Below are 26,999 nucleotides of genomic sequence, written 5' to 3'. Positions count from 1 at the left end.
ATGCTCCGCAGTCTGGTGGGCTCCGGGCTGGCCGTCGTCACCGGCCACGAGACCGGCAGGCCCGGCCCGAACGCCGAGATCTACGCCCCCAACCCCGACGCCGCACACGTGGCGGGCATCTCCGTCGGACCGTCCGGTGTGGCCGTGGAGGTGAGCGACCTCACTGGACAGACGCGGCAGCAGTTCACAGTGGATGTGATCGAGCGCGCACTGTCCTCACTGTCCGTACAGCACATTCAGCTCGCCGTGCCCGGCTCGTACGACCCGGCATCCGGGGAGATCCGGCATATCGACCTGCCCGGCTGGTCAGGGCCCGGCGTGGCCGACCGGCTGCGGGCACTGGCCGGCTGCCCGCTCGACGTGGACAACGACGTGAACCTGGCGGCTGTCGCCGAGCGCGAGTACCAGAACGGGCCGTTCACCCTGCTGTGGCTGGACGCCGGGCTCGGGCTCGCCATCGACCTCGGGGGCGAGCTGCTGCGGGGGGCTTCGGGTGGGGCCGGGGAGATCGGGTACCTCCCGGTCGGTACCGGGGCACTCCAGGACATGCTCGGCGGCACCGCGACGGACGGACTGCCCATCGTGGAGGTTGCCCGGCGCGTCGCCACGGCGCTGGTCGCGATCGTGGCCGTGCTCGACCCGCCCCGGATCGTGCTGGCCGGCCGGCTGGCCAGGCGCGGCGGCGAGGAGCTGCGCCGGGCGGTCGAGGCAGAGCTGAGCGGCAGGCCGTTCGCCGTACCGGTCGCGCTGTCCCACGTGGACGGCGACCCGGTACTCCGCGGCGCGGTCAGCGCCGCACTGACCGCCGTCCGGCACCGGCTGATCCAGGGCGAGAGCCCGGCACTGGGCGGGCACGGCACGAACGCGAACAAGGCGGACCCGGATGCGCGAGGCGGGAACACGGGCCCGGGGCCGGGCGGGAGCCTGGCCGGGGGCTGGGAGTACGAGCAGCGAGTGACGCGAGGAGAGAACGCATGAAGGTCGCGGTGATCGGCGGCGGGTCGACGTACAGCCCGGAGCTGATCGACGGTTTCGCCCGGCTGAGCACGAGTGTCAGCGAGCTGGCGCTGGTCGACCCGGCCGCCGGCCGGCTGGACATGATCGGCCCGTTCGGCGGCCGGATCTTCGCCAGGTACGGCCACGCGGGCAAGGTGAGCTGGACGACGAGCCTCGAGGAGGGCCTGGACGGGGCTGACGTGGTCATCGTCCAGCTCAGGGTCGGCGGGCAGGAAGCCAGGATCACCGACGAGACGTTCCCGCTGGAGTGCGGCTGCGTCGGGCAGGAGACGACCGGGGCCGGCGGGCTGGCCAAGGCGCTGCGGACGGTACCGGTGGTCCTCGACGTGGCCCGGCAGGCTCCGGACAACGCGGTCATCGTGGACTTCACCAACCCGACCGGCATCGTGACCCGGGCGCTGCTCGACGCCGGGCACAACGCGGTCGGGCTGTGCAACGTGGCCATCGGGTTCCAGCGGCGCTTCGCCCGGCTGCTCGGCGTCGAGCCGGAGGCCGTGCTGCTCGACCACGTCGGGCTCAACCATCTGACCTGGGAACGCGCTGCCTACGTCGACGGGGTGGACCGGCTGCCGGAGCTGCTGTCTGACCACCTGCCGGAGCTGGCCGCCGAGCTGATGCTGCCGGAGAAGGTGCTCACCCAGCTCGGCAACGTGCCGTCCTACTACCTGCGCTACTTCTATCAGCACGACGAAGTCGTCGCCGAGGAACGGGGTGCGGAAACCCGCGGGCAGAAAGTCGCCGCAATCGAGGCGGAACTACTGAAAATGTATGCAGACCCCAAATTGGATACGAAGCCCGAATTGCTCGCCAAGCGTGGCGGCGCTTTCTACTCCGAGGCCGCCGTCGGCCTGATTACCGCGCTGACCGGGGAGACTCCGGGCATCCATTCGGCAAATGTCCGCAACAACGGTGCACTGCCTTTCCTGCCGGACGACGCCGTCATCGAGACCATGTGTTCCGTCGACGCGAACGGCGCCGTGCCGCTGCCGGTCAGGCCGCTCGCCCCGGAGCTGGCCGGCCTGGTCGCGCACACCTCGGCGTACGAGGAGCTGGCCGTGCTGGCCGCGACCCTCGGCGGGGCCGACCGGGTGTACCGGGCGCTGCTCGCCCACCCGCTCGTCGGCCAGCACGCGCTCGCCGAGCAGCTCACGGCGTCGATCCTGAAGGACAGGCACCTGCCGTGGTAGTCCGGCACTACGTCGCCGTCGACGGCGGCAACTCGAAGACCGAGGTCCTGGTCGGCGACACGGCAGGCCGGGTGCTGGCCAGGGTGCGCGGCGGCGGGTCCTCGCCGTTCCACCTGGGTTTCGACGGCTCGATCGCGTACCTGGACAAGCTCGTCACCGAGGCGACGGCCCAGGCCGGCGTCACGCTCGACCGGGCCGAGCTGTACCTGGCCGGCGCCGACCTGCCACACGAGATCGCGACGCTGAACGATGGCGCGGCCAGGGCCGGGTGGGCGGCGGAGATCCGGCTGGACAACGACACGTTCGCGCTGCTCAGGGCCGGTACGACGAAGAAGGGTGCCGTCGCGGTGGTGTGCGGGGCCGGCACGAACTGCGTCGGCGTGGCAGCCGACGGCCGCACTTTCCGTTTCCCGGCGCTGGGTGAGCTGTCCGGCGACTGGGGCGGCGGGCACCACCTGGCCCGGATGGCGCTGTGGTCCGCAGTCCGCGGCGAGGAGGGCCGGGGCGAGCCGACCGCGCTGACCGGGGCGGTCGCGGCCCACTTCGGCCGCCCGACGGCCCGCGCGGTGGCGATCAGCGTCCACCTCGGCGAGATCGACCCCGGCCGCCTGCCCGAACTCGCCCCGGTCCTGTTCACCGTGGCCGACGCGGGAGATCCGGTCGCGCTGTCATGGGTGGACCGCCAGATCGAGGAGGTCCTAGCCCAGGCGCGCGTCGCGGCCACAGCCCTCCAACTTCAAGATCATGATGTGGTACTCGGCGGAGGCGTCCTCCAGTCAGAACCCCGCCTCCTGGTCACCGGCATCCGAGCCGGTTTGCCGGTCGGCGCGACCCCCGTGATCGTGACCGCTCCCCCGGTGCTCGGCGCGGCCCTGTGGGCGCTGGACGCACTGGATGCTGAGAACGATGCCTACGCCACGCTGCGGGGGCACTTCACGCTGGGCGGCGCGTAGCCCCGTCACCAGTACAAAATGATGCTCTTGATCTGCGCTCTTGATCTAACGCGCGGTGGCCCGCTGATCGGAAATCTGACAAGCAACGCGGAAGCCCGTGTACTGGTTGTACACGGGCTTTCGCGTTGCGCAGCTCAGATTTTCGCTCAGCGGGCCGGCACCTCAAAGAGCCGAGCGGAGGGACCATAGCTCGGGGTAGCACCGGAGTTCGATGCGGCTGCGGAGGTAGCGGCCGCCCGCGCTGCCGCCCGTGCCCGGCTTGGTGCCGATCTGGCGTTCGGCCATCAGGACGTGGCGGGAGCGCCACAGCGCGAGGGACTGGTCGTGGGCGACGAGGGCCTCGGCGAGGTCCCACAGCGGGCCGTACTTCTCGCGGTCGTTGGCGATCTGCTTGAGCGCGGTCTCGCGGCTGTCCTCGCTGGTCACGTCGAAGCCGTGGTGGGCGAGGAGCGCGAGGTACCCGTCCCAGAGGCTCGGCTCGGCGAGCCGGGCGCGCAGCCGCTCCTCCTCGGCGGGGGTCAGCCCGCGGAAGCGTTCGAGGTAGCCGGGGTCCTTGAGGCCGGACAGGAACTCGACCTCACGGAACTGCACCGACTGGAAGCCGGAGGCCGGGGCGAGCTTCTCCCGGAAGGAGAGGAAGTCCTGGGGCGTCATCGTGTCGATCACGTCGACCTGGCCGACCAGGACCCGCATGATCGACTGGGTGCGCTCGAGCCGGACGCGCGGCAGGTAGGACTCGCCGGCCAGCATGCGGTCGCGCGCGTTGTCGAGTTCGTGCAGGACCAGCTTGAACCACAGCTCGTACACCTGGTGGATGGTGATGAAGAGCAGTTCGTCGTGGGCCGGGGGCTTCGACTCGGGGATCTGGAGTTCCAGCAGCTCCGGCACGCGCAGGTAGCTGCCGTAGGTGAGGCGGCCGCCCTGCTCGCCGAACGAAGGGTATGTCTCTGTGGTCACGACCGTCACGGTACCGCTATATCGGGCCCGGTGCGGCGGCCGGCTCAGAGTACACCCTGATGATCTTAGTGTTTGGCGGGTTTTGCTGGGTTTTGCCGGGCGGAATCCCGGGTGTGGGGCCGGCCACTGGGGTGCCGGGCGGGGTTCGTCCACTGTGACCGGTGTCGCGGTCGGTAGCTGCCCGTTCATGCTCAGCCGGCCGGAGATCTCACATTCAGCGTCGTAGATCACAATCCGGCACCGGTCCGCCGGATTCCTCGCACCCGCCCTGCACGCTAGAGGCGTGGAGGACCCCTTACTCGTCTGGGCCGCACAGGGTGACGCGCGGACGTTCACCCACGGCGATGCCATCGCCGTCGCGAGCCCAGGACTCTCCCGGCGCGACCGGCTCGCCGTCGCCGGACCGCCAGCAGACCTGGCAGCGCTCGTTCCCGACGTGCTCGCGGAGATCGGGCCGACGTACCGCCCGATCGGCGCCGTCTCCGCCGTCACAGCCCTCTGCCAGCAGGTGCCCTGCCTGACCCTGGTGGACAAGTTCGGCTGGATGGACCTGAGCGGCCCGCCGACCGGCCCGGAGCGTGGGCGCGCCGGATGGCTGGCAGCCGAGGACGACAAGCCGATCGGCAAGCTGCTCGACGCCGCGTGGCCGTCAGCGCACGCCCGGCCGGGCGTCGACGGGGTCCGGCGCTGGGCAGGCCTGCGTGACTGCGCTGGACGCCTCGCAGCGTGCGCGGCCGACGCGTGGAGCGCGCCGACCCTCGGCTTCCTGACCGGCGTCGCGACGCATCCGGAGGCGCGCGGGCGCGGGTACGCGGCCGACGTGTGCGCCTTCACGCTCCAGTCGATGATCGAGGAGTACGGCCGGGCCGCCCTGGTCGTCGACGGGTGGAACTACGCGGCGATCCGGCTCTACCGGCACCTCGGCCTGACGTACCGGGAGTTCGCGGCAGCCCGGGTCTGCTGAGCGGCCGCGAGTACCCTGGGTGGCATGCCCGGTCACCCGCCAGAGAAGCGCGTGCTGTACGCCGACCGCCGCCCGTACGTGGTGGCGGACTCCCTCGACGAGCTGACCGGGCCGACATCTGGCGTGGTCGAGCTGCCGCTGGAACTGGACTGGTCGGAGCAGCACCGGTACAACCTGGACGACCCCGCCGAGCTGGGCCTGATGTACGAGGTCGTGCTTCGCGAGGCGATGCGCGCCAGCCAGCTCCGGGCGTACCTGGATGGCGCGACCCTGGCCCGGGTCTGGAAGCGGATCTTCCTCCCCGCCCAGGTGCGATCGCTGTGGGAGTCCCGCTTCAGTCAGCTCGGTGTCGCATAGTGCACCCGTTGCACGAGCGCATCGCCAGAGTCGCCCTGGCAGCCACGGAACAGTACGGCTTCTGCCTGGCAGGAGGCTACGCGGTCGAGGCTCACGGCATGGTCCGGCGGGTGTCCGAGGATGTGGACCTGTTCACGGTCGCCGCTGCCGAGGATCAGTTCCCTGCCGCCGTCGAGGCTGTCGTCAGCGCTCTCACCAGCGTCGGCTTCGATGTCGAGATCGAGCAGCAGAGCCCGTCATTCGCCCGCGTCTACGCCGTGGAGCTCTCCAGCGGAACGCGCAGCAAACTGGAACTAGGCATCGACTGGCGTTCCCGGCAGCCGGTCAGACGCGCCGTCGGCCCTGTCCTGCACCCCGTTGACGCCGTGGCGAACAAGATGTGCGCACTCTACGGACGCGGTGCGGTTCGCGATTACATCGACGTCCACGGCGCGCTCGTTTCCGGCGTCTTCACGCCCGAGGAGCTGATCCGGTTCGCCCAGGAGCACGATCCGGGTTTCGATCCGCTGTTCTTCGCCGAGGTACTGGATGCCGTGCAGCGTCTCCCCGCGAGCGCCTTCGCCACGTACGACCTGGATGTCGATGCGGCGGCACTTCTGCGGGCCAGACTGCTCGGCTGGGCGGCAGCGTTGCGGGGCTTAAGTGGTTGACCTGTCGGTTAATTTCGGGGCATGACTCCGGAAGCAGTGTGCGGCCTGCTCGCCGAGCCCGACCGGCTCAAGGTGTACGCGGCCATCGTCCTCGGTGCTGGCACGCCCAGTGAGATCGTCGCCGGTTCCGGGCTGGCGCCCGCCGCGATGGTGAAGGCGATCAAGCGGCTGGAGCAGGGCGGGCTGGTGTCCGCTGTGGACGGCAGGTACGTGGCGGCCCCCGAGGCGATCAAGGGTGCGATCCGGGAGGCTGCGGCGAACCGGCAGCCGGAGGCCCCGCTGCACCCGGATCCGAAGGTGGACGCGGTGCTGCGCTCGTTCGTGAAGGACGGGCGGATCAGGCGGCTGCCGACCGTGCGGGCGAAGCTCAAGCTGGTGCTGGAGCACGTCGCGCTGAGCTTCGAGCCCGGCGTGCGGTACCCGGAGCGCGAGGTCAACGAGATCCTGAGGGCCTGGTACCCGGACGACTACGCCCAGCTGCGGCGGGACATGGTCGACAACCTGTTCCTGACCAGGGACGCCGGGGTGTACTGGCGGTCCGGCGGGCTCGTCGACGTCCACTGAGGACGGGCGGGCCATGACTGTCCGGGAGCGCTGTAACACTCCCGGGCGGCTTGTCGATCAATCTTAAGCGGTTCTTGAGTGAACGTTCGGGTGCCCTAAAGGTTAGGGAATCTAACGTCTCGCCCCATGAGTGTGGCTTCCCTCGGCCACACGCGAAGATGGGGAGGACCTGTGCGTCCCACCAAGAAACTGGCCGCGACGACCAGCGGTCTGCTGCTCGCGCTGGGCCTCGTGTCGGCCAGCGCCGTCGCCGAGACCCAGGCTCTGGCCGCCGGTGCCGACTGCGCGCCGGTGTCTGTGGCACGGCAGAAGGCCGGCTCGCACGCCACGGAGCGCGGCACTCTCACCGCTGACCAGCGTCGCGCGCACGAGAAGGAGACGGCCCAGCTGCTCTCCGCCAAGGGCGTCCAGTCCTCGGGCCTCACCGCCACGGCCGTCACCGTGCCGGTCGTCGTGCACGTGATCTCCAAGGACACGACCCGGGCTGGCGGCAACATGCCGCAGTCCATGATCACCGACCAGATCAACGTGCTGAACCGCGACTTCGCCGCCCACGGCTTCCAGTTCACCCTGACGAAGACCACGCGCACGGTGAACCGCAAGTGGTACGACATGGACCGTTCGGGTGCCGAGGCCTCCGCGAAGAAGGCACTGCACGAGGGTGGCATGAACACCCTCAACCTGTACGTGACGGGCCTCGGCACCAACCTGGGCTACGCGTACCTGCCGGACACCGCGCCCAGCCTGGCCTACGACGGCGTCGTGATCCTCAACGAGAGCCTGCCGGGTGGCACCACCGCCAACTACAACGAGGGTGACACCGCCACCCACGAGATCGGCCACTGGCTGGGGCTTTACCACACGTTCGACGGTGGCTGCGCCGCTCCCGGTGACTACGTCGCCGACACCGCTGCCGAGGCCAGCTCGGCGAGCGGCTGCCCGGCCGGCCGGGACACCTGCACCGCCCCGGGCGAGGACCCGATCCACAACTTCATGGACTACTCCTACGACCCGTGCATGTACGAGTTCACGCCGGGTCAGGGGCAGCGGATGCGCGACCAGTGGACCGCGTACCGGGCCTAGTGTCCCGTAGTGAGTGACTGGGCGGCCCGGGTGAACCGGGCCGCCCAGTCCTTTATGTACTCGGCGAACTCCGGCGGGCTGCGCACCTCGAACTCCGCCCCGGCCGCGCCGAGCGCCAGCGCGGCCCAGTCCATCGAGTCGGTGGTCATGGAGATCAGGCAGCCGCCGGGCGCGTCGGTGACGGTCAGCCACTGGCCGAAGCGGCTGCGGATCGTCTCGGCCGCTGCGTGCATGAAAACCTCTATCTGGTACGTGGGCGCGGGTGCCAGGTTTCCCAGGCTCGTCTTCAGGAACTCGGCGGCGTCGGCGGCCGGGAGGTCGCGGGGCCGGAAGCGGTGCCCGGTCGGCGCCGGTTCGGTGAGCCGGTCGAGGCGGAAGCTCCGCCAGGCGTGCCGGGTGAGGTCGTAGGCGATCAGGTACCAGCGGCGTCCGTACGGGACGAGCCGGTGCGGTTCGGCTTCGCGATGGCTCGTCTCCCCGCCGTGCGCGGTGTACCCGAAGCGGATCCGCTCGGTGTCGCGGCACGCCTGCGCCACGACGGTGAGCGTCTGCGCGTCGATGACGGGGCCGGACGAGAACTGGGCCGGCACGGTGACGGCACGCAGCGCGTCGACGCGTTTGCGCAGCCGGGGCGGCATGACCTGGATGACCTTCGCGAGCGCCCGTACCGATGCCTCCTCAGCCCCCGCCATCGCGGACGTCTGCAGCCCGACGGCGAGGGCCACTGCCTCGTCGTCGTCCATGACGAGCGGCGGGAGGGCCGCCCCGGCGGCGAGCTGGTACCCGCCGTCCACGCCACGGCTGGCGTCGACCGGGTACCCGAGTTCGCGCAGCCGGTCGATGTCGCGCCGGAGCGTGCGCGGGGAGACGTCGAGACGCTCTGCGAGCTCGGAGCCCGGCCAGTACCGGTGGGTCTGGAGGAATGACAGGAGGCGGAGGGTACGCGAACTCGTGTTGGCCATGTTCTGAGTGTGGCCGAAATTGCGGTCAGGAAGTGACCTGAATGGCTTCTACCGTTCCTCTTGTGGTTGTCGAAGCAACGGGACAGGAGATGGCGATGGGCGTGCGGACGGTTGTGGTGGCTGGCGCGACGGGCAACGTTGGCCGCGAGGTGGTCCGGCATCTGGCCGAGGCCGGGCACGTGGTGCGGGCGCTGACCCGCGACCCGGCGAGGGCGGCCGGGAAGTTCCCGGCAGGCGTCGAGGTCGTCGCGGGTGACCTGCGGGACGCGACCACGCTGGCCGGGGTGTTCGAGGGCGCGACGGCCCTGCACCTGATCAACTTCGGCGGGGACGACTACGGCCTGCTGGACAACGGGCACGACATCGTGAAGCTCGCGGTCGCGGCCGGGGTGCGGAAGGTGACCCTGCTGCGCGGCGGCGAGCGCGGGACCGTCGAGGAGGCCCTGGAGGCGGCGGGCGAGGCCGGCAGCCTGGAGGCGACGTTCCTGCACCCGGTCGAGTTCATGTCCGGCGGGCTCGACTGGGCCGAGCAGATCAAGGCCGAGGGTGTTGTCCGGGAAGGGTTCGCCGACCGGCTGAGCGCGATGGTGCACGAGTCCGACATCGGCGCCGTGGCCGCGCACGTCCTCACCAGCGACGGGCACGCGGGCAGGTCGTACACGATCACCGGCCCGGAGGTGTTGTCGGTGCCGGACAAGCTGGCGGCGATCAGCGCGGCGCTGGGGAAGAAGATCGAGCTGTTCGAGCTGACGGCGGACGAGCAGGTGGCGGCGTGGAAGGCGAAGGGCTTCCCCGACGAGGTGATCGAGTTCTTCGTGTGGGCCTTCGGCAACACGCCGGAGGAGGGCCGGACGGTGTCGTCCACGGTGGAGGACCTGCTCGGGCGGCCGGCGCTGCCGTTCCGGCAGTGGGCGGAGGAGAACGTGGCGGCGTTCCGGTAGGGGCCGAACTCACAGAACCGTACTTCTGAGAAGTACGGTTCTGTAAGCTTGGCGCATGGTGCGCAAGCCTGATCATGTCTTCAACCGGGTCCGGGAGTGGCAGGGACTGGAGAGATTCCTGGCCAATCCCGCCCAGAACGCCACACTCGGCGTGATCAGCGGCCGAAGGCGGCAGGGCAAGAGTTTCCTCCTCCAAGCGCTCGCCGAGGCAGCCGGAGGCATGTACTTCGCGGCGACCGAGGCCACCGAAGGGGAGTCGCTACGCCTGCTCGCCGACGCGCTGGCCAGGCACACACGGCAGGTCCCGCCTGCCTTCGCCGACTGGAATCAGGCGATCTCATACCTGTTCCAGGCGTACCAGGATGAGCCGACGCTCGTCGTGCTCGACGAGTTCCCCTTCCTCTCCAGGACATCCCCTGCGCTGCCCTCGATCATCCAGCGGGAACTCGGCCCCGGCGGGACGGGCCGCACCAGCCTGGCCCGGCTGGCGTTGTGTGGATCAGCCATGTCGGTGATGGGCAACCTGCTGTCAGGCTCCGCTCCGCTGCGGGGGCGGGCTGGGCTCGAGATGGTGGTCCAGCCTTTCCGGTACCGGGAGGCCGCGAGGTTCTGGGGGATCACCGATCCCCGGCTGGCCTTCCAGGTACACGCGGTGGTGGGCGGCACTCCTGCCTACCGGCACGAGTTCGTCCAGGGCGACGTGCCGGCCGGGCTGGACGATTTCGACTCCTGGGTCGTCCGGTCAGTCCTCAACCCGCAGACCCCCCTGTTCCGCGAGGCGAGGTACCTGCTCGCCGAGGAGTCCGACATTCGCGATCCAGCCCTGTACCACTCCGTGCTCGCGGCGATCGCCAGCGGCAACAGCACGAACGGCGGGATCGCCAGCTTCATCGGCCGCAGGTCCGACCAGATCACGCACCCGCTGGCCGTCCTGGAGGACTGCGCTCTGATCACGAGGGAACCGGACCTGTTCCGGCAGGGCCGCGCCAGGTACCGGATCGTCGAGCCGCTGATCACGTTCTACGAGGCCATCATGCGCAAGCGGTGGCCAGAGCTGGAAATCAACCGCGCGGAGGCCGTCTGGTCCTCCCTCCGCCAGACGTACCTGGCGCAGGTGGCCGGCCCGCACTTCGAGGCCGTCTGCCGCGACTTCGCCGTGGACGCCTCGGCCGAGCTGTTCGGCGGGTTCCCTGCGGAGATCGGCTCAGGCGTGGTTCCCGACCCGGCGAACCGTACACAGATCGAGGTGGACGTCGTCGTGCTGGCTCCACAGGAGCCGGGGATACCCCGCAAGATCCTGTCCCTCGGCGAGGCGAAGTGGGGAGATGTCATGGGCAGGCGTCACGTCGACCGCTTGTCCAGAGCCCGGGATCTGCTGGCGGGCAAGGGCTACGACACGACGGGGACTGTGCTGGCTTGTTACGGCGGAGCCGGGTTTACGGAGGACATTCGGAGAGACGGGCGCGCCGTGCTGGTGGATCTGGAGACGCTGTACCGGGAGTTCTGAGGAGGAGCTGGGGGCTCGGGCGGTGTAGCCGGAGGCGGGAGCGGGGGCACGTGGCGTAGCCGGAGGCGGGCGTGGCCGCGGTAGCGGCTGGAGCCAGCCTCTGAGGCGTAGCCGGGGGGTGTGCGGGGCGGCGGCGGGCCGGCCGGCGAAGGGAGCCGTCAGGCGCTGAGCTCGCGCTCCAGCGGCGTGCGGAACCTCGGCGTGACCCGGTGCCCGGCCAGCCAGGCGCCGACCCGGCCCAGTTCGGCTTCGATCGCCTTCACGGCGGCTTTGTCCACTGTGGCCAGCAGCCGGTACGCGACTTCGCCGTCCCCGCGCTGTGCCCAGCCGCCGACGATCTCGCCGCCCCACCAGATCGTCGGGCCGATGTTGCCGGTCCGGTCGAAGAGCTCGGCTTTGTGCGCCGGGTCGAGGTACCAGCCGCGCTCCTGCCAGCCCATCGGCGTCGGGTCGAGCGCGGGCAGGACGGCGGCGCGCTTGGGGCCCGGCGCCGGCTCGGTGTCGCCCGGCAGGACGTAGCCGACCGTCCCGCCGTCGAGCCCGACCTGCTCGGCTCCGAGCGCCCCCAGCGCCTTCCGGACCGCCGTCAGGGTCCACCCGGTCCACCACTTGATGTCGGCCTCGGTACCGGGGCCGAACACCTCCAGCCACCGCCGCACCCACGCGGCCTGCGCCTCGGCCACGGGGACCTCCGCGATCGGCTCAGCCAGCGACCACCGGTACTGCCCGCTGAGCCACGACCCGCGCGGACGGCCGCGCACGACCTTCCCTTCCGCGCTCAGCGTGTACATGAGCCGGGTCGACACGCCCTGCTTCGTCTCGTACGGCTTGCCGACGGCGACCGGGATCTGTTCCTTCAACCCGGGCACGCGGTCGCCCAGCTCCGAGGCCGTCACGTCCGACGTCTCGCGCAGCGCGGCCAGCGTGCCGCCTTCCACCTCGGCGAGCCACTGCGCCGTGAAGCCACCGTCCACGATGAACTGGGTCAGGCCCTTGCGTTCCTTCGCCGCGATCGCGCTGGTCGTCGAGGCCTGGAGTACCGGGACGTCCCCGGCCGGAACGACGAACAGTGTGCGCCGCATGCCGGCCATCCTGACCAGCGAGCGCTGCTCGTACAGCGCGGCTTCGAGGCCGGTTTCGGTGCCGCCGCGCCCGATCACCGACAGGTACACCGAGGCCGGGTCGGTGGAGTGGAGCGCGACGAGGGAGCTGGTGATGGCCTCGGCGCTCGTGTCTGCCGGGAAGTGCCTGGCAGCCAGGCGCGCCCTGCGTTCCGCGGTGTCGATGTGCTTCACACCGGCATCGTACGCATGTTCGGCACTCTGGGGTGGGGTTGTGATCGCTGGCGGGCGGCGGGCACACCTGAGTCGTACCAGAAAATGCTCTTGATCTTGCTCTGACCTGAAGTGGCCCGCTGTAGCTGAGGCTGGCAAGCGTCAGCTACAGCGGGTCCAAACGGTCAGCAGGCGCCCTGGTCTTCCCAGACCTGGGCCTGGCCAGGGGTTTCGCCCTGGGTCCACCACTTGGCGCGCCACTTGCGGCTGTTGTGGGAGACCTGGGCTCCGCCGTTGTAGACGGCCGTGGAGTTCCAGGCCGGCAGGGTGCACGGGCCGGGCGGGGTGGTCGTCGGGTTACCGGAGCAGGTGCCCCTGTCCTCCCAGACCGCCGCGACGCCGGGGGTCTCGCCCTGCGTCCACCACTTGGCCCGCCAGGTGTGGCCGGAGTAGGAGACCAGTGCGCCTCCGCTGTAGGCCATGCCCGCGTTCCAGGCCGGGGCCGTGCAGCCGGGGTTGCTGGTCGGCGGGGTCGTGGGCGGAGTGGTTGGAGGCGTGGTGGGCGGGGTCGTCGGTGGAGTCGTGGGCGGGGTGGTCGGCGGCGTCGTCGGAGGTGTCGTCGGGACCGTCCCGCCGCCCCTCGGGTAGTCGGCGCTGAGCTTGTACGACTGGCCGCCGAACGTCAGCGTGTAGTTGGACGGGCCGGACACCGGCAGCTTCCAGGTCATGGTGACCTCGCCCGTGCCGCCGTTCTTGGCGATCGTCTGCCAGCTCGGCAACGTCAGCGTGACGCGGTGGAAGTCGGCTTTCAGGCCACCGTTGTTGTTCGGCCCGCTGCGGCCGGGAGCCACCGAGATCGTCCAGCCGGTCTGCTGGCCGATCTCCGCCGTCGTCGTGGTCGGCATGTCGAACTCGAGCTTCGCTCCGCCGGGGATGTCCGTGGCGGAGTTGTTGGTGACCTTCAGCTTGCCCGTGATCGGGTAGTTGGAGTCGCCGACCGGGAAGCCGTAGACGTCGATCCCGACGTCCAGCGTGTTCGCGGGCATCGGCCGGTTCGCCTTGGTCGCGTTGTAGGGCGCCGACGCCTGGAGCGTGTCGTACAGCGAGGTCGTCAGCGTGTTGCCCATGAAGTACTGGCCCTTGGCCGCGTCCCACGCGTAGTCGCCGGCCAGCTCCCAGAACATCGCGCCGCCGTAGCCGTTGTCCGCGATGTACTTGGCCTTCGCGGCCACCGAGGTCTCGTCCTCAGTGGACAGGAAGACCTTCTTGTCGTTGTTCCACAGCCACGGTGCCTGCATCGCCGTGTTGTAGTTGCGGGTGTAGGTGCCGGTCAGCTTGTTCTTGGGCAGGTTCGGGTCCAGGCCGTAGTCGTCCAGGTAGTCGCCGGTGATGCCACGCTCCAGGTTCTTCGCGTGCCACATCGGGTTGCTGCCCGCCGGTTCTTCCTGGCCGCTGGCGTTCAGGTCGTGCCAGACGTTGTCGATGCCGATCGCACCAGCACCACATTTCGTCGTACCTGGCGGGCAGTTCGACCCCACCGAGGTCCCCCACAGCCCGTTCGTCCCGCCGGTGACCTTCTCCCAGCCCCGGGTGTAGTACGGCAACCCGAGGTTGATCCGGCCGGCCGGCATGGAGCCCCGGAAGTAGTGCAGCGCCCAGTCGCCGTTCAGGTACCCGATGCCGCCGTACGTGCTGTACACACTGCCGGCCTTGAGCTCGCTGTCGTTGCCGTCGTCGAAGAGCGCGGCGTTCGGCCCGACGAACTCGTTCCACGCGCCGTGCAGGTCGTAGGTCATCACGTTGACGTAGTCCATGTACTGCGTGACCTGGTACACGTCCATGCCCCGCAGCAGCCAGCCCGAGGCTGGCACAGCTGCCGTCAGCATGTAGTACCTGCCGTCGGCCGCCCCGGCAGCGTCGAGCTTCTGCTTGAGCGTCCGCATCAGGTTGACGTACCCGGCCATCAGCTTCGCCCGCCGCGGGTTGGCGATGTCGAAGTCGAGCGGGTTGCCGGCGTCCTTGTTGGACGTCGGGTACTCGTAGTCGATGTCGACCCCGTTGAACCCGTACTGCCGCACGAACGCGACCGCCGAGTCGGCGAACGTGTTGATGCTCGCCTGGCTGTCGGTCATCGTGTAGAAGCCGCCGGAGGCGATCCGGGCGCCGTTGTCGTCGAAGTACCCGCCGGTCTCGGCCCAGCCGCCGACCGACACGAGCGTCTTCACGTTCGGGTACTGCTTCTTGTACTTGTTCAGCAGGTTGAAGTGGCCCTGGTAGGGGAAGCTCGGGTCCATCTCGGCACCGGGCACGCCCGGCCAGGTCATCCCGGTCGAGGCGTTCTTCGGGCCCGGCCCGCCGACCGAGAGCTTGTTCTGCCCGTCGACGTGCGCGAAGGCGTAGTTGAGGTGGGTGACCTTGTTCCACGGGATGTTGTTGACCAGGTACGCAGGGTCGCCCTTGACGCCGGTCCGCCAGTTGGTGAAGTAGCCGATGACGCGCTTGTTGACGCCGGGGCCCATCTTCTCCCGGCCGCTGGTGTCGTAGGCCTGGCAGTAGGGCGCGCTGACGCCGGGGGTGCGGTACACGCCGTCGGGGCGACAGTCCTCGTCGGACGACGCGTAGGACGGACCGATGTTCCAGGTGGCGAGGACGGCGGCGAACGCCGTGGCCGCCGCGGCCAGTGCGGGGAGCACTTTCCTTCCGGACAACTTCCCCTCCTTCACGGGGGAGCGAGGCGGGGGCGGCCTCGGGAGCGGGTACGGGAGATCGACGTATCTCTTAGGAATGTTTCCTAAATTAATCGAGAACGATAGACCCGCTCATCCGGACGGTCAATAGTTGATCATCAAAACGGCCCACTCGCGCCCATGAATACGAAGATCCGCCCGCCACCCCCTCCGGGGCGCCGGGCGGATAGACACGCCTCACTACCGCTTCGCGTAGTCGCCGAACTCGCCGAAGTCGTAGGCGATGCACGCCGTGTCACCAAGGACCTCGGCGTCGTGGCCGGGCGGGATCGCGGCGATGTCGCCCGGATGCAGCTCGATCTCCGTCCCGTCGGTCATGGTCACCCGCATCCGCCCCTCGACGACGTGCGTGAGGTGGGAGACCTGGCACGAGTCCGTGCCAGCGATCGGCTTGACGTTCACCGACCAGCGCCAGCCCGGCTCGAACACGCCTTTGCCGATCGTCCTGTCACCGACGAAAACCACCTCGGCGCGGCCCTTGCCCTCGAACGGCCGGACCTCGTCCGGCTTGTCGAAGTTCTTCCTGTCGATGAGCGTCATGGCTGCCCACCTCCCCTAACGGTCACCCCCAGCCTAGAACGGCCGGCCCCCGAGGGGACCGGCCGTTACAGAGCGCTAATAACTAACCCATGTGCGGGTAGCGGTGGTCGGTCGGCGGCACGAAGGTCTCCTTCATGGTCCGGGGCGACATCCACCGGATCAGGTTGTGCCACGACCCGGCCTTGTCGTTGGTACCCGAGGCGCGGGCGCCACCGAACGGCTGCTGGCCGACGACCGCGCCGGTCGGCTTGTCGTTGATGTAGAAGTTGCCGGCCGCGAAGCGCAGCTCGTTGGCCGCCCAGTCGACGACCCGCCGGTCGTCGGCGAAGATCGAGCCGGTCAGCGCGTACGGGGAGGCCGACTCGGCCTGCCGGACGACCTTCTCGAAGTCGCCGTCCTCGTAGACGTAGATGCCGAGGATCGGGCCGAAGTACTCGGTCGTGAAGATCTCGTGCGTCGGGTCGGTGGACTCGATCAGGGTCGGCCGGACGAAGAAGCCGACCGAGTCGTCCACCGTGCCGCCGGCCAGGATGTTCGTGGCCGAGGCGCCGCGCACCCGCTCGAACACCGCGGCGTGCTTGTCGAAGGCCCGCCGGTCGATCACGGCACCGCCGAAGTTGGAGAAGTCGCTGACGTCGCCGTACTTCAGGCCCTCGGTCGTCGCGACCAGCTCGTCCTTGATCTGGTTCCAGATCGAGCGCGGCACGTACGAGCGGGAGGCAGCCGAGCACTTCTGGCCCTGGTACTCGAAGGCGCCCCGGATCATCGCGGTCCGCACGGCGGCGGCGTTGGCCGACGGGTGGGCGATGATGAAGTCCTTGCCACCGGTCTCGCCGACGATCCGCGGGTAGCCGCGGTACTGCGAGATGTTGTTGCCGATCGTCTTCCACAGGTGCTGGAAGGTGGCGGTCGAGCCGGTGAAGTGCAGGCCGGCGAAGTCCGGGTCAGCCAGGGCGACCTCGGAGACCGCGATGCCGTCGCCGGTCACCAGGTTGATCACGCCCGGGGGCAGACCGGCCGCCTCGAAGAGCCGCATCGTGAAGTGCGCGGCGAACTGCTGCGTCACCGACGGCTTCCACACGACGGTGTTGCCCATCAGCGCCGGGGCCATCGGCAGGTTCGCGCCGATCGCGGTGAAGTTGAACGGCGTGATGGCGAGCACGAAGCCCTCCAGCGGCCGGTGGTCGAACCGGTTCCAGATGCCCTCGGCCGAGCGCGGCTGGTCGGCCAGCAGCTGCGAGCCGAACGCGACGTTGAACCGGAGGAAGTCGATCAGCTCACACGCCGCGTCGATCTCGGCCTGGAAGACCGTCTTCGACTGGCCGAGCATCGTGGCGCCGTTCAGCGTGTCCCGCCACGGGCCGGCCAGCAGGTCGGCGGCACGCAGGAAGATCGCGGCCCGCTCGCTGTACGGCAGGGCCCGCCACATGGGCGCCGCGGCCTTGGCTGCCTCGACGGCCGCCCGGGCGTCGGCCTGCGTCGCGTTGGCGGTGACACCGAGCACGTGGGCGTGCTTGTGCGGCTGGACGACCGCGAGCTCCTCGCCGCCGGCCATCCGCTGCTCGCCGCCGATGGTCGAGGTCAGCTGGATCTGCTCGCCTGCCAGCTCGGCCAGCCGGGCCTTGAGGCTGGCGGCCTCGGCACTACCGGGGGCGTACGAGCGCACCGGCTCGTTGCGAGGCTCGGGAACGGTGAAGAGGGCGTCCATCGCTACTCCTGATAGCTCGACTGTTAGCTCGACTACGGTGACGGCTCCCGTAATCATCCCATGTCTTGTGGCCGGGCGTTACCCGGCGGGCGCCACACTCGTTTGCCCGGTAGGGCATGCCGTCCGATCACACACGTACCCTCGAATGCTGTCACCCCCGCGTCGATGGAGTAAGCCCGATGAGCAAACCCGGCGAGGTCGCCGTTGAAGCACCGGCAGACCCGGAAACTGTGGCCCCGGTCACCCCCGCGAGGGCCGTTCCGGAGCTGCGTACCGGCAGCGCGCTGATCCTGGCAGGCATCGGCCTGTTCTGGGTCGCCGCGACGCTCGGCTCACTGCGCGGGACCATCGCCAGGTACGCCGACGCGGACTCTGCCGTCATGGACGCCGCTCCGCTGCTCTACATCCCGATCACGACCGCGCTGGCCCTGGGCGTGGCGGCTGGCCTGTTCACCAGCCTCAAGCTGGCCGAGCGCAGGCAGCTGTCCCCCGTCGTGCGGGTCGTGGCCGGCGCGGCCGGTGGCCTGCTCGCCGCGCTCGTCGCCGCCGGGCTCACCGCTCTCCTGATCAAGGAGAACCGGATCGCCGCCGTCGCGCTGCTCAGCCTGGGCGCCGCAGCAATCATCGGCGGGGCCCTCGCGGCGGTCCGCCCGGCCCGGGTACTGGCGGCCGGCGTCACCGGCCTCTACGGCATGTTCATCGCTAACGTGCTGCTCCAGCTCTTCCAGTCCAAGCTGACCAGCAGCTTCGGCTCCGGCAACACGATCGACGCCCAGCACACGGCCAGCCAGCGGGTCATGCTGTTCACCGCGCTGCTGGCCGGGATCGTCTCCGGCGTCGTCGCCTTCCGGTACCTGGCCTTCGGGGCGCGCCGGTCCGGCGTGACCTACCGCTGGCCCGCGTACCTGGCCGCCGGTGGCTTCGCGGGGCTGACCTCACTCGTGGCCATCGGCTTCAACCAGATCGCCGGGCGGGTCATGCTGACCAAGGTGGCCGGCATGGGCGGCCTGATCGGCGACCTGATGACGATCGACCTGCGCAGCCGGCTGCCCGAGGGCATGGTGCTGTTCTTCGCCGGCTCGCTCGCCGCGATGATCGCCTACGGCCGCACGCTCAAGCCCAGGCGCCGCGAGGTCACTGAGCCGGAAACTGACCCAGAAGCTGACTGAGCTCCGAAACGTCGTACCACGACAGGTCGTGGTCCTCGGTGCCGTCCACAGTGAACTGCGCGTCGGCGTCTCCCGCCAGGGCTTCGAGGATCACGGCCACTGCCGCCTCGACGTCCGCCTCCGCTTCCGCGTCGTCGATGTGCAGGGCGGCAACCCCCTTCAGGGTTACCGGATGAGCCAGCTCCACCATGCTCGACCCGAGCTCGTGGGTGACCCGCACGCCGATGTCGGACACGTCGGCGGAGATCACCGCCCGGCGGCTCGGCGCTGAGGAGTCCAGCCGCAGCAGCTGGAGCGCGGACTGGGCCGCCGACGTGAACGCGGCGTACTCCAGCTCCTCCTCGTCCCCCTCGGCGTACCACTCGCGGAGCGCCGGGGTGACGGCGTGCGCGGTCAGCGGCCCGCCCAGCTCGCCCTTGTCCCGCAGCAGGGCCAGGACCGGGATGGTCGCCGGGATGTAGACCCGCATCTGCTTCTCCTTAGGCCTATGGGGGCGACCGGCGGCAACCGGTGGCAAACTAAGGAAACCGTACCCCCCGCCGCGGAGGCACACACCAATGGAGCCACGGTTTCTCCCGTTGTCCGACGTCGCCGAGCAGCTCAACGTCTCCGCCTCCCAGGTCTACCACCTGGTCCGCAGCGGGGAGCTGCGCGGCATCAAGATCGGCGGGCGCGGGCAGTGGCGGGTCGAGCGGGTCGAACTCGAGCGGTACATCGAGCGGATGTACGCCGAGACGGCCGCATGGATCCAGGCCAACCCGCTGACCGGCGAACCGGACCTGTCGGATAACTGACCACATCGGCTGCCCGAAGCTAGTACAAACACCTGAACGCAAACGGAGGCAAACGAAGGGTTCGGGGATGATCACGGTTGGTCCGGTACCACCATGCGAGCCGCCGTACGAACAGGACGAGTGCTGCGCCGGCCACTGCTGCGGCGGCCGGTGCCTCACGGACGAGCCCACCGCCCACTACCCCCGCGCCCCGCGTACCGGAGCGGGCCGCCGCCCGGCGGGCCCCGCGGGAACCCGGCCGCGCCGCACCCGCGTCGTCACCGAAGCCGAGGGCCCGGCCCAGCGCGCCGCGGCCCAGTTCCTCCAGCTCTACCGGGAAGTCCTCACCGGGCACCGCACCCCGCCGCAGCTCAGCCGCCGGTGCACCCCCGCCGCGTACCAGAAGATGCTCCTGGACCTGAGCCAGCAGCAGGACGCCAGCGGCCCGGTCGCGCTCCAGTCGCTGCGCGTCTTCTCCCCCGTCGCCGGCATCGTCGAAGCTGTCGCGATGCTGAGCCGGGCCGGCCGGATCTGGGCCATGACCCTCCGCCTCGAAAAGCCCTACGAGTCCTGGATCTGCACCTACCTGGAAGCCATCCGCCCCACCGGCCCCCGCAAACCTGACCTGAAGTGATGCTTTTGATCTAACGCGAGGTGGCCCGCTGAGCGGAAATCTGACAAGCAACGCAAAAGCCCGTGTACTGGTTGTACACGGGCTTTTGCGTTGCGCAGCTCAGATTTTCGCTCAGCGGGTCGGCACCACCTACTCGTGGGCTCCGTGGCACTTCTTGTACTTCTTGCCGGAGCCGCAGGGGCACGGCGAGTTACGCGACGGGCCGCTGCCGACCTTCTGGCCGGCGGCCGGGCGCTTCGAGCCTGCCGCGAGCGGGGAGGCCGGGCCGCCGAAGGCCGCCGGGACCTCCTCGTGGTGGACGACGCCGCCAGCGCCAGCCTCGCCGTCGATCGCCGGAGCCGAGTAGTGCAGCTGCTGCGGGCCACGCGGGCCGAGACCCTTGGCGTGGATCTCGACGTGCTGATCGGGCTCCTCAGCCTCACCCTCGGACTCGCCGAACACCGGGATCGGCACGGCCATGTCACCGGGCTCCGCTGCCGGAGCGGGCTCCTCGACCTGGACCTCGAGGTTGAACAGGTAGGAGACCGTCTCCTCCTTCACGCCCTCGAGCATCTGGCTGAACATGTCGAAGCCCTCGCGCTGGTACTCGACCAGCGGGTCGCGCTGGGCGTAGGCACGCAGGCCGACACCCTCCTGGAGGTAGTCCATCTCGTACAGGTGCTCGCGCCACTTGCGGTCGATCACCGAGAGGAGGACCTGCCGCTCCAGCTCACGCAGGGTCTCCGAGCCGAGCTCAGCCTCGCGGTTCTCGTAGGCCTGGTTGATGTCCGCCTTGAGCTTGTCGAGCAGCCACTCGGCCTCGATGCCGTCGCGGCCGTCGACCTCCTCCTCCAGCTCCTCGATGGTCACGCCGACCGGGTAGGTCTGCTTGAGCACCGTCCAGAGCTGTTCGAGGTCCCAGTCCTCCGCGTAGCCGTCGGAGGTCGCACCCTGCACGTAGCCGGTGATCGTGTCGTCGATCATGTGCTGGACCTGCTCGTGCAGGTCCTCGCCGTCGAGCACCCGGCGGCGCTCCTCGTAGATGACGGTGCGCTGCTTGTTCAGCACCTCGTCGTACTTGAGGACGTTCTTGCGGGCCTCGGCGTTCTGGCTCTCGATCTGGGTCTGGGCGCCCTTGATCTGCCGGGAGACCATCTTGGACTCGATCGGCACGTCCTCGGGGATGTTGAACCGGTCCATGACGGCCTCGACAGCACCGGAACGGAACCGGCGCATCAGGTCGTCCTGCAGTGACAGGTAGAACCGGGACTCGCCCGGGTCACCCTGACGGCCCGAGCGGCCACGGAGCTGGTTGTCGATCCGGCGCGAGTCGTGCCGCTCGGTGCCCAGCACGTACAGGCCGCCGGCCTCGATGACCTCGTCCTGCTCGTTCGAGCAGGTCTCCTCGGCGCGCTCCAGAGCCTCTTCCCACAGCTCGGCGTACTTCTCGTCGTCCTCCTCGATGCCACGGTTGCGCAGCTCGGCAGCCGCCGTGAACTCGGCGTTGCCACCGAGGAGGATGTCCGTACCACGGCCGGCCATGTTGGTGGCGACCGTGACGGCGCCCTTGCGCCCGGCCTGGGCGACGATCTCGGCCTCACGCGCGTGGTACTTGGCGTTCAGCACGGAGTGCTTGATGCCGCGCTTGGAGAGCATCGAGGACAGCAGCTCGGAGTTCTCCACGGACACCGTGCCGACGAGGACCGGCTGGCCCAGCTCGTGGCGCTCGGCGATGTCCTCGACGACGGCCTCGAACTTGGCCTTCTCCGTCTTGTAGATGACGTCGGAGCGGTCGACCCGGATCATCGGCCGGTGGGTCGGGATGGAGACCACGCCGACCTTGTACACCTTGTTGAACTCGGCGGCCTCGGTCTGCGCCGTACCGGTCATGCCGGACAGCTTCTCGTACAGCCGGAAGTAGTTCTGCAGGGTGACAGTCGCGAGCGTCTGGTTCTCCTGCTTGATCTCGACCTTCTCCTTGGCCTCGATGGCCTGGTGCATGCCCTCGTTGTACCGCCGGCCGTGCAGGATGCGGCCGGTGAACTCGTCGACGATCAGGACCTCACCGTCGTTGACGATGTAGTCCTTGTCCTTCTTGTACAGCTCCTTGGCCTTGATGGCGTTGTTCAGGTAGCCGACCAGCGGGGTGTTCGCCGACTCGTAGAGGTTCTCCACGCCCAGCAGGTCCTCGACCCGGGCCACGCCCTTCTCGGAGACGGCGATGGTCCGCTTGGACTCGTCGACCTCGTAGTGGGCGTCCTCGCCCTTCGTGAGCTTGGCGACGATCCGGGCGAACTCCTCGTACCACCGGGCGGCGTGCTCGGCCGGGCCGGAGATGATCAGCGGGGTCCTGGCCTCGTCGATCAGGATCGAGTCGACCTCGTCGACCACCGCGAAGAAGTGCCCGCGCTGGACCATCTCCTCCCGCGACCACGCCATGTTGTCGCGCAGGTAGTCGAAGCCGAACTCGTTGTTCGTGCCGTACGTGATGTCGCACGCGTACGCGGCCTTGTGCTCGGCCGGCGTCTGGTTCGGCAGGATCGCGCCGACGGTCAGGCCGAGGAAGTTGTGCACCCGGCCCATCCACTCGGCGTCACGCTGCGCGAGGTAGTCGTTGACCGTGACGATGTGCACGCCCTTGCCGGCCAGCGCGTTCAGGTACGCCGGGAGCAGGCCGGTCTGGGTCTTGCCCTCACCGGTCTTCATCTCGGCGATGTTGCCGAAGTGCAACGCGGCGCCGCCCATGATCTGGACGTCGTAGTGCCGCTTGCCGAGCACGCGCTTGGTCGCCTCTCGGACGACGGCGAACGCCTCCGGCAGGAGGTCGTCGAGGGTCTCACCCTCGGCCAGCCGCTCCTTGAACAGCGTGGTCTGCTCGCGCAGCTCCTCGTCGGAGAGGTCAACATAGTTGTCCTCGAGCGAGTTCACGGCGTCAGCAATGGCCTTCAGCCTGCGCACCATGCGGCCTTCGCCGGCGCGAAGGATCTTTTCAAGAATCGACACGGGTCAGCACTCCCTGGGAGGTATTCGCAGGACCCATCGTAGGCGGCATTCCCCCCTCTGACGACCCCACCCCGTACTAACGGTTCATCCATTCATCAGCGGTTTTATCACGTTCGTACTGGGGAGCGATGTGCGGCAGGATCAGCGGATGGAACTCAGCACCGATACTTTCACCCTCCGGCCCTGGCAGCCGGGCGACGCGGAAGCCGTGTACCGGGCCTGCCAGGACCCCGCGATCCAGCGCTGGACCCGCGTGCCAGTGCCGTACCTGCCGGAGCACGCGGAGGGCTTCGTCAGGTCGGCCAGCCCGGACATGTTCGGCATCTTCGCCCCTGACGGCGAGCTGCTCGGCTCGATCGGTGTCGTGGGTCACGACGCTGACGCCCGGGTCGCCGAGGTCGGGTACTGGGTCACGCCGTGGGCCCGCGGCCGTGGCGTCACGACCCGCGCGCTGATGCTGTTCTCGGAGTGGGCCTTCGCCAACCTCGGCATCCAGCGGCTGCTCTGGCGCGCCAAGATCGGGAACCACGCGTCGCGGCTGGTCGCCGAGCGGGCGGGCTTCGTCATGGAGGCCGTCCAGCGCAAGGCTCTGATCGACCGGGACGGCGAGCCGGTCGACGGCTGGGAGGGTGCGCTGCTCCCCGGCGAGGTACCCGCCGAGCCGGTGACGGTGGACGGCCGGCAGACCCGGGCCTTCTCCGCCGAGCAGCCGGTCATCGCCGGTGACGGCGTGACGCTCCGCCCGGTGGAGGACCGCGACGCGCCCCGCCTGCACGAGGCATGCCTCGACGAGGACATCCTGCGCTGGACGTCCGTCCCCCACGGCTACACGGCGGAGATGGCGGCCAGCTTCCCCGCTCGTACCCGCAGGCAGTGGATCGCCGGCGAAGCCGCAGTGTTCGCGATCTGCGGGCCGGACGGCGAGTGGGCGGGCAACATCGACCTGCGCCTCGACTCCTACGGCGCGAAGACCGCCGACATCGGCTACCTGATCAGCCCGTCGGCGCGCGGCAATGGCTACGCGACCGCAGCGCTGCGGGCCGTCACTGCCTGGGGCTTCGACACCCTCGGCCTGGAGCGGATCGAGTGGCGGGCCCACGAGGACAACCTCGCGTCCCGCCGGGTCGCGGAGAAGGCCGGGTTCACGATCGAGGGTCTCCAGCGCGCCAGGCTCCCGCACCGCGGCGAGCGCGTGAACTGCTGGCTCGCCGCGATCCTGGCCACCGACCCGCGCTGACCTACGGGAGCCGGGCCCAGAGGATGTCGTCGATCCTCGTGCCCTCGGCACCGGGCAACCGGGAGTGCTGGTAGCCCTCCCGGTTGAACCCGGCCCGTTCCAGTACCTTCTGCGAGCCGGCGTTGGACGGGTTCGTCCCGGCGATCAGCCGCTTCACCCCGACGTGCTTGAACGCCCACTCCGCGATCAGGTTCGCAGCCCGCGTCGTGTACCCGCGGCCACGGAAGGCCGGCCACGCCGAGTACCCGATCATCGCCTGACCGGTCGGCGGCTCCTGGTAGAACAGGCTGATCTCCCCCGCGAACCCGCCCGTGGCGGCGTCCAGGATCACCAGGTCGACGCTGTTGCCGGTCAGCCACATGGCCGGGGCCAGCTCGCAGCGCCTCGCGACCTCCTCGCGGCTCGGTACCTCGGGCGGCACGCTGGTCGCCACCACGTCCGGCAGCGTCCACAGCCCGAACAGGTCGTCGGCGTGCTCTGGCCCGGCAGGGCGCAGCGTGACCACGCCGTCGGTGAGCTCGCCACCCGGCAGGTCAGGGATGAGCCGCCCGACCGGCCCCGGCGGGTCGCCCGGCAGCCGCGACCAGATCAGCATGTCGTGCCAGACGCCGTCGCGGTCGCGCTCAGCCGCCCGCCGCGTACCCTCCGGGCGGAAGCCGGCCGCGAGCGCCACCCGCTGGCTGGCGTGGTTCTCGGCGCGGGTCATCAGCTCCACCCGGTGCTGGCCGCGCGCGAACGCCCACGCCGCACCCTGCTTCGCCGCCTCGGTGGCCACACCACGACGGCGGGCCCACGGCGCGACCCAGTACCCGAGGGTGCCGGGCTGCACGGCCACGCTGCCCAGCAGCCGGTCCGTCGCCGGGTCGGCGATCGCCCACACCTGACCGCCGTGCGCCTCGACCGTCGGCGCGCCCTGCGTGATCCACCACAGTGCATGGTCGCGCTGGTACGGGGCGGGCAGGGTCGGCACGAAACGCTGGATCAGCGGATCGTTGCAGGCCAACGCGAGGTCGTCGGCATCGGATTCACGGAGCGGCCGAAGGATGATCACTCCCGGACCCTACCTAACCCAGCCCACCACTTCGCTCCTGATACGAGCTCTTGATACGAGCTCTTGATCTGGCTGTTGCTCTCGCTCTTGATCGAAGGCGAGGTGGCCCGCTGAGAGCGAATCTGGCAAGCATCACGGCCTCCCTCGTACCGGTGTTGTACGTGGGAGGCCGTGATGCGCAGTCAAGATTCGCTCTCAGCGGGCCGGCACTAGGTAAGGCGGATTACGCCGTAGTCGTAGGCCCTTCGCCGGTACACGACGCTGGGGTGCCCGGATTCCTTGTCCAGGAACAGGAAGAAGTCGTGTCCCACGAGCTCCATCTGGGAGAGCGCGTCGTCGATGGTGATCGGCTCGGCCGCGTGGGTCTTCTCCCTGACGATCTGGCCCGGCAGGTGCTCATCCTGGTCGTATCCGTCTGCGGGATTCTCCACTGCGGACGGTGCGCCGAAGAGCTGTGCCATCTGCTGGGCGCTGAGTGCGGCGGTGGCCTCTGCCACCGACACCGGCGTGCGGGCCCCCCTGTGCACCCTGCGCCGGTCCGCCGCTCGGCGGAGCTGGGCGTTGATTTTGGTGACCGCCAAGTCGAGGGCGGTATAGAAGTCTTTCCCGCATGCCTCGGAACGGATGACGGGACCTCGTGATGCGAGCGTGATCTCCACTCGCTGGCTCTTGTCGTGCTGTCGCCTGTTCGGTTCATGGAACAACTCGACGTCGGCGCGATAGACCTTGTGGTCGTAACGCTCGATCTTCGCCAGCTTTTCCGCAACGTGCACGCGGTAGTGGTCCGGCACCTCGACGTTGAGTCCTTTGACGACAATTTCCACGGCAGACCTCCCCCTTGTCGATCTGGGGTAACCTGGACGTTTGCCCAGGTGAGGGCCGACTGGGCGCTCCTGTCTGGTGGCGCCAGCCGGATAGTGCTTACCGCCCGACCTCCTCACCGGATGAAGAGTGCTCTGGCCCTAGACGCTAACGCGAGTTCGGCCGTTCGTCACCCCTTGTTCTCTTAACTACCGGCGAGTCATGGCGTTTCGGCCTGCGCCTCGCCGATTACCCCCCTCCGGCGGCGGGTCGCTGCGAGCACAATTGCTCCGCAGATCTCTATGTCTACAGACCGTAGCCGATGTGCGACTGCCGCGAGGGTGGACCCGGTTGTCAGTACGTCGTCGAGAAGCACGACGGGACCCGGTGGGCGAGCCGTCCCGGGCCCCGCGCGGAGCTGGTACGCGGCGGCGGCTGCGGTGGCGCGCTCGGTGGCCGAGAGCCCGGCCGAGTCGGGGCGGGGCAGCGCCCTCAGGAGCCGGGACACCCCGGCCTCGTACCCGGCTGAGCGGAGGGTGGCCGCCGCCGAGCGGGCCAGCAGGGCCGTGTGGTCCATCCAGCGGCTCCGGATCGCGGCCCTGGTACTCGGGACGGGGGTCAGGAGCACCGGCCCGCCCTGGGCCAGCCAGGCGGCCGCCGGGGCCAGCGCCGCGCCGAGCGGCCGGGCCAGCCCGCGCCGGCCGCGCTCCTTGTAGGCGAGGACCAGGTCACGGAGCACGCCCGTGTACTCGCCGATGGCCAGGCAGGGCGGCAGCCCGTCCGGTACGGGATCGGGGGCCGCGCGGGTGGGAGGGACGGCCAACTGCGCGTGGCACGAATGGCAGAGCTGTCCCGGGCCGCCGCAGCCGGGGCACGCGGACGGGAGGACCAGGTCGAGGAGGTCGCTGACGGGGGCTGGAAGGGGCATGAGCCGAGCATGC

Annotated in this window: 25 protein-coding genes; 14 read left to right on the top strand and 11 right to left on the bottom strand. The window is 69.6% G+C overall.

All coding sequences use genetic code 11. From position 1 onward, the window contains the following. Genes A3G1_RS32935 through A3G1_RS0103530 form a run of 3 tightly spaced genes read left to right on the top strand, consistent with a single transcriptional unit; the run spans nt 1 to nt 3,157 of the window. The gene (locus tag A3G1_RS32935; protein ID WP_018348089.1) at nt 1-978 is read left to right on the top strand and encodes an ROK family protein; all 978 of its coding nucleotides are present in this window, start codon (nt 1-3) and stop codon (nt 976-978) included. Then, nucleotides 975-2,204: a family 4 glycosyl hydrolase gene (locus A3G1_RS0103535; RefSeq protein ID WP_018348088.1), complete on the top strand. Its 1,230-nt coding sequence runs from the start codon at nt 975-977 to the stop codon at nt 2,202-2,204. The genes A3G1_RS32935 and A3G1_RS0103535 overlap by 4 nt, the downstream gene beginning before the upstream one ends. Further along, a complete protein-coding gene (locus A3G1_RS0103530) occupies nt 2,198-3,157 on the top strand; it encodes an N-acetylglucosamine kinase (RefSeq protein ID WP_018348087.1) in 960 nt (319 codons plus the stop codon). Before A3G1_RS0103535 ends, A3G1_RS0103530 begins: the two co-directional genes overlap by 7 nt. 162 nt (nt 3,158-3,319) lie before the next feature. Here the strand turns inward: A3G1_RS0103530 and A3G1_RS0103525 are convergent, their stop codons facing one another. After that, a complete protein-coding gene (locus tag A3G1_RS0103525) occupies nt 3,320-4,114 on the bottom strand; it encodes a tryptophan 2,3-dioxygenase (protein WP_245563430.1) in 795 nt (264 codons plus the stop codon). A 283-nt stretch (nt 4,115-4,397) separates the two neighbouring features. Here A3G1_RS0103525 and A3G1_RS0103520 point away from each other — a divergent pair, with 283 nt between their 5' ends. From A3G1_RS0103520 to A3G1_RS0103500, 5 genes are all read left to right on the top strand, one after another. Beyond that, nucleotides 4,398-5,078, top strand: a complete 681-nt coding sequence (locus A3G1_RS0103520) for a GNAT family N-acetyltransferase (RefSeq protein ID WP_018348085.1) — start codon at nt 4,398-4,400, stop codon at nt 5,076-5,078. 24 nt (nt 5,079-5,102) lie between these two features. Next, nucleotides 5,103-5,435 carry a hypothetical protein gene (locus A3G1_RS0103515; RefSeq protein WP_018348084.1) on the top strand — a complete coding sequence of 111 codons (333 nt, stop codon included), beginning with the start codon at nt 5,103-5,105 and terminating at the stop codon, nt 5,433-5,435. Further along, nucleotides 5,435-6,085, top strand: coding sequence for a nucleotidyl transferase AbiEii/AbiGii toxin family protein (locus tag A3G1_RS0103510; protein WP_018348083.1), 651 nt, complete (start codon nt 5,435-5,437; stop codon nt 6,083-6,085). Before A3G1_RS0103515 ends, A3G1_RS0103510 begins: the two co-directional genes overlap by 1 nt. Before the next feature lie 21 nt (nt 6,086-6,106). Next, a complete protein-coding gene (locus A3G1_RS0103505) occupies nt 6,107-6,649 on the top strand; it encodes a DUF2087 domain-containing protein (protein ID WP_040477323.1) in 543 nt (180 codons plus the stop codon). A 126-nt stretch (nt 6,650-6,775) separates the two neighbouring features. Further along, on the top strand, nt 6,776-7,732 hold the full coding sequence (locus tag A3G1_RS0103500; RefSeq protein ID WP_083936711.1) for a zinc metalloprotease: 957 nt from the start codon (nt 6,776-6,778) through the stop codon (nt 7,730-7,732). On the opposite strand, the gene A3G1_RS0103495 is transcribed toward A3G1_RS0103500, so the two are convergent. Then, nucleotides 7,729-8,694, bottom strand: coding sequence for a helix-turn-helix transcriptional regulator (locus A3G1_RS0103495; RefSeq protein WP_018348080.1), 966 nt, complete (start codon nt 8,692-8,694; stop codon nt 7,729-7,731). The two genes, A3G1_RS0103500 and A3G1_RS0103495, sit on opposite strands and share 4 nt — an antisense overlap. A gap of 62 nt (nt 8,695-8,756) precedes the next feature. On the opposite strand from A3G1_RS0103495, the gene A3G1_RS0103490 reads away from it, so the two are divergent. Continuing rightward, nucleotides 8,757-9,635 (top strand): SDR family oxidoreductase, encoded by an 879-nt coding sequence (locus tag A3G1_RS0103490; protein WP_245563429.1) that lies wholly within the window; start codon nt 8,757-8,759, stop codon nt 9,633-9,635. Nucleotides 9,636-9,690: 55 nt separating this feature from the next. Further along, nucleotides 9,691-11,142, top strand: a complete 1,452-nt coding sequence (locus A3G1_RS0103485; RefSeq protein ID WP_018348078.1) for an AAA family ATPase — start codon at nt 9,691-9,693, stop codon at nt 11,140-11,142. Nucleotides 11,143-11,300: 158 nt separating this feature from the next. Here A3G1_RS0103485 and A3G1_RS0103480 read toward each other — a convergent pair whose 3' ends face one another. From A3G1_RS0103480 to pruA, 4 genes are all read right to left on the bottom strand, one after another. Next, nucleotides 11,301-12,437 carry a winged helix DNA-binding domain-containing protein gene (locus tag A3G1_RS0103480; RefSeq protein ID WP_018348077.1) on the bottom strand — a complete coding sequence of 379 codons (1,137 nt, stop codon included), beginning with the start codon at nt 12,435-12,437 and terminating at the stop codon, nt 11,301-11,303. 164 nt (nt 12,438-12,601) lie between these two features. Continuing rightward, on the bottom strand, nt 12,602-15,124 hold the full coding sequence (locus tag A3G1_RS32930; RefSeq protein ID WP_051110398.1) for a glycosyl hydrolase family 18 protein: 2,523 nt from the start codon (nt 15,122-15,124) through the stop codon (nt 12,602-12,604). Between the two features lie 219 nt (nt 15,125-15,343). After that, on the bottom strand, nt 15,344-15,703 hold the full coding sequence (locus A3G1_RS0103470; RefSeq protein WP_018348075.1) for a cupin domain-containing protein: 360 nt from the start codon (nt 15,701-15,703) through the stop codon (nt 15,344-15,346). Nucleotides 15,704-15,785: 82 nt separating this feature from the next. Beyond that, nucleotides 15,786-17,411 (bottom strand): L-glutamate gamma-semialdehyde dehydrogenase, encoded by a 1,626-nt coding sequence (pruA, locus tag A3G1_RS0103465; RefSeq protein ID WP_018348074.1) that lies wholly within the window; start codon nt 17,409-17,411, stop codon nt 15,786-15,788. 179 nt (nt 17,412-17,590) lie between these two features. On the opposite strand from pruA, the gene A3G1_RS0103460 reads away from it, so the two are divergent. Then, the gene (locus A3G1_RS0103460; RefSeq protein ID WP_018348073.1) at nt 17,591-18,580 is read left to right on the top strand and encodes a hypothetical protein; all 990 of its coding nucleotides are present in this window, start codon (nt 17,591-17,593) and stop codon (nt 18,578-18,580) included. Here the strand turns inward: A3G1_RS0103460 and A3G1_RS0103455 are convergent. Beyond that, entirely contained in the window at nt 18,546-19,049 is a 504-nt protein-coding gene (locus A3G1_RS0103455; protein ID WP_018348072.1) for a DUF6912 family protein, read from the bottom strand. The genes A3G1_RS0103460 and A3G1_RS0103455 overlap by 35 nt on opposite strands. 88 nt (nt 19,050-19,137) lie before the next feature. Here A3G1_RS0103455 and A3G1_RS0103450 point away from each other — a divergent pair, with 88 nt between their 5' ends. Further along, nucleotides 19,138-19,374, top strand: a complete 237-nt coding sequence (locus A3G1_RS0103450; RefSeq protein WP_018348071.1) for a helix-turn-helix domain-containing protein — start codon at nt 19,138-19,140, stop codon at nt 19,372-19,374. 67 nt (nt 19,375-19,441) lie between these two features. Then, nucleotides 19,442-19,987: an Rv3235 family protein gene (locus tag A3G1_RS0103445; RefSeq protein ID WP_018348070.1), complete on the top strand. Its 546-nt coding sequence runs from the start codon at nt 19,442-19,444 to the stop codon at nt 19,985-19,987. Nucleotides 19,988-20,116: 129 nt separating this feature from the next. On the opposite strand, the gene secA is transcribed toward A3G1_RS0103445, so the two are convergent. After that, the gene (secA, locus tag A3G1_RS0103440; RefSeq protein ID WP_026211777.1) at nt 20,117-22,969 is read right to left on the bottom strand and encodes a preprotein translocase subunit SecA; all 2,853 of its coding nucleotides are present in this window, start codon (nt 22,967-22,969) and stop codon (nt 20,117-20,119) included. A gap of 148 nt (nt 22,970-23,117) precedes the next feature. Between secA and A3G1_RS0103435 the strand changes: the two genes are divergently transcribed. Further along, a complete protein-coding gene (locus tag A3G1_RS0103435) occupies nt 23,118-24,206 on the top strand; it encodes a GNAT family N-acetyltransferase (protein WP_018348068.1) in 1,089 nt (362 codons plus the stop codon). 1 nt (nt 24,207) lies between these two features. Here A3G1_RS0103435 and A3G1_RS0103430 read toward each other — a convergent pair whose 3' ends face one another. The 3 genes from A3G1_RS0103430 to A3G1_RS32925 all read right to left on the bottom strand — a co-directional run bounded on the left by A3G1_RS0103430 (nt 24,208) and on the right by A3G1_RS32925 (nt 26,986). Then, a complete protein-coding gene (locus tag A3G1_RS0103430; RefSeq protein ID WP_018348067.1) occupies nt 24,208-25,257 on the bottom strand; it encodes a GNAT family N-acetyltransferase in 1,050 nt (349 codons plus the stop codon). 209 nt (nt 25,258-25,466) lie between these two features. Beyond that, the gene (gene hpf, locus A3G1_RS0103425) at nt 25,467-26,081 is read right to left on the bottom strand and encodes a ribosome hibernation-promoting factor, HPF/YfiA family (protein WP_018348066.1); all 615 of its coding nucleotides are present in this window, start codon (nt 26,079-26,081) and stop codon (nt 25,467-25,469) included. A 197-nt stretch (nt 26,082-26,278) separates the two neighbouring features. After that, nucleotides 26,279-26,986 carry a ComF family protein gene (locus A3G1_RS32925; protein ID WP_018348065.1) on the bottom strand — a complete coding sequence of 236 codons (708 nt, stop codon included), beginning with the start codon at nt 26,984-26,986 and terminating at the stop codon, nt 26,279-26,281. Nucleotides 26,987-26,999: the final 13 nt, after the last annotated feature.

It is taken from the genome of Longispora albida DSM 44784 (assembly GCF_000379825.1).
Classification (GTDB): Bacteria; Actinomycetota; Actinomycetes; order Mycobacteriales; family Micromonosporaceae; genus Longispora; species Longispora albida.
Note: the sequence above shows the minus strand (reverse complement) of the source record. Positions and strands in the feature narration are given on the sequence as shown.